Here is a 2,360-nt window from a genome sequence, read left to right on the forward strand (position 1 = left end):
CAGCTCCCGCCGCTCGCCGGCAAGATCGTGCACGAGGGTGAGCTCGTCGTCGTGATCGGCTCGATCGCCAAGCGGGTGCGGGCCGCCGACTACGCGAGCGTGGTCTTCGGCTACACGATCGGCAACGACGTGACGGCCAGGGAACAGATGGTCTCCGACGGCCAGTGGACTCGGGCCAAGGGCTACGACACCTTCGCGCCGCTCGGCCCGGTCATCGAGACGGAGCTCGACTGGCGGGGCCTCGAGATCCAGACCTCCGTCGACGGCGAGAAGCGTCGCCACGGCAACACCCGCGACATGATCCACGGCATCCCGGAGATCATCGAGTTCGTCTCGGACGTCTGGACCCTGCTGCCCGGAGACGTCATCATGACCGGAACGCCCGCTGGCCTCGGTGAGATCGTGGACGGCCAGACCGTCGACATCACGATCGAGGGGATCGGCACCCTGAGCAACCCGGCGAAGACCCGGGGGTGAGCGTTTCCGCGGGGCGGCTGTCCTGGCTGCCCGGGGTCGCGCTGGCCGGGGCCGGGGCAGCCGCCGGCTACGGGGTGCACGCCCTGCTGCCCGGCCTCCCCTGGCTGACCGCGTCGCTCATCCTCGGGGTGATCACCGGCTGCATCCCGGCCGTCCGGCCCTCCCTCGAGGGGGTGCTGAGGCCGGGGCTCGCCGTCGCCTCCCGCCGGCTGCTGCGCCTGGGCATCGTCGTCCTCGGGCTCAAGCTCAGCCTCGGCGACATCGCCGCGCTCGGCTGGGTGGCCATCCTCTCCATCGTCGCCCTCGTCGGGGTGAGCTTCGTCCTCACCTGGCTCATCGCGCGGCTGTTCCGCCTGGAGGGCGACCAGCCCGTCCTGCTCGCCGCGGGGTTCTCCATCTGCGGGGTATCCGCGGTCGGCGCGATGGCGGCCGCTCGGGGCGCCGACGATCGGGACACCGGCACTCCCATCACCATGGTCACCCTCTACGGCACGCTCGCGATCGTGGTGCTGCCCGCCCTCTCCGGGCTGCTCGGCCTCGACTCGCGGCAGTTCGGCCACTGGGTCGGGGCGAGTGTGCACGACGTCGGCCAGGTGGTCGCGACGGCGCAGACCGCGGGGGCCGCCGCGCTCGCCATCGCCGTCGTGGTCAAGCTGACCCGGGTGCTCATGCTCGCGCCCATGGTGGCGATCGCCTCCATCCAGACCCGCAGGCGGGCGACCGGGTCCGCGTCGGCATCCGTCCGTCCCGCCATCGTGCCGCTCTTCATCGTCGGCTTCCTCGTCGCGGTGCTGCTGCGCTCCTTCGTGCCGCTCCCGGACGTTGTGCTCTCGATCGCGGACATCCTGCAGTCGGCCCTGCTGGCCGCCGCGCTCTTCGGGATCGGCGCCTCCCTGCGCCTCGAGCAGCTCGTCCGATCCGGTCTGCGGGCGCTCGGCGCAGGCCTCGTCGCGTGGGTGGTCATCCTCGGCCTCGCGCTCGGCCTGGTATACCTGACCTGACAGAAGGATTGCTGCGATGACCGCTCTAGACAGACCCAGGAACACGTTCTCCACCGCGCGGTGGTACCGCATCCTGGCCGTGCTCGTCTTCGCCCTCGGCGGCGCGATCGTGCCGGTCATCGGATGGCTGGTCGGTCTCGTCATGGTGTGGCTCTCTCCCGTGTGGACCCGCCGGGAGAAGTGGTGGGCGACGGGGGTGGCGCCGATCGTGACGATCGTCGTCTTCATCGTGGCCGTGATCCTGCACGGCGCCGGGGTGGACGAGGCGCCTCTGGCCGTGGTCGTCGCCGTCGTGCCGATCGTCGCCAACCTGGTCGTCAGCGTCGGACTCTGGCGGGGCACCGGCGTCATCGTGCCGCCCGAGGAGCCCGAACGCCGCTAGGAGGCCGCCGGTAGGATTGGTGGCGATGTCTGCCACCTTCTCCACCGCCACCGGCGCGGATGTTCGCGTCCGCTTCTGCCCGTCTCCCACCGGAACGCCCCACGTCGGGCTCATCCGCACGGCCCTGTTCAACTGGGCGTACGCCAGGCACACCGGCGGCAAACTCGTCTTCCGCATCGAAGACACCGACGCCGAACGCGACTCAGAAGAGAGCTACGAGCAGCTGATCGACGCGCTGACCTGGCTGCGCATCGATTGGGATGAAGGCGTGAACGTCGGCGGCCCCGACGGGCCGTACCGGCAGTCGCAGCGTATGCCCATCTATCTCGATCTCATCGAGAAGCTGAAGGCATCCGGCCACCTGTACGAGAGCTTCTCGACGACCGAAGAGATCGATGCGCGCAATGCCGCGAACGGCCGCGCCAAGCAGCTCGGCTATGACAACTTCGACCGGAATCTGACCGACGACGACCGGGCGGCCTACCGTGCCGAGGGGCGTC

4 protein-coding genes are annotated in these 2,360 nt (G+C 70.1%); all 4 read left to right on the plus strand.

Annotated elements, in window-relative coordinates; all coding sequences use genetic code 11:
- A partial coding sequence (locus tag VGC18_RS13075; RefSeq protein WP_331098084.1) for a fumarylacetoacetate hydrolase family protein occupies positions 1–477 on the plus strand: 477 nt, incomplete at its 5' end.
- Positions 474–1,478 (plus strand): YeiH family protein, encoded by a 1,005-nt coding sequence (locus VGC18_RS13080; RefSeq protein ID WP_331098086.1) that lies wholly within the window; start codon positions 474–476, stop codon positions 1,476–1,478. The genes VGC18_RS13075 and VGC18_RS13080, both read left to right, overlap by 4 nt.
- Positions 1,479–1,494: 16 nt before the next feature.
- A complete protein-coding gene (locus VGC18_RS13085) occupies positions 1,495–1,860 on the plus strand; it encodes a hypothetical protein (protein WP_331098088.1) in 366 nt (121 codons plus the stop codon).
- A gap of 25 nt (positions 1,861–1,885) precedes the next feature.
- Positions 1,886–2,360 (plus strand): glutamate--tRNA ligase family protein (locus VGC18_RS13090; RefSeq protein ID WP_331098091.1); only part of this gene is annotated, 475 nt, incomplete at its 3' end.

It is taken from the genome of Lacisediminihabitans sp., assembly GCF_036404185.1.
In the GTDB taxonomy this organism is placed as follows: Bacteria; Actinomycetota; Actinomycetes; order Actinomycetales; family Microbacteriaceae; genus Lacisediminihabitans.

What these genes read in the sequence shown, in the direction of transcription:
- VGC18_RS13085 (WP_331098088.1), top strand. Translation starts at nt 1,495, where the DNA reads ATGACCGCTCTAGACAGACCCAGGAACACGTTCTCCACCGCGCGGTGG.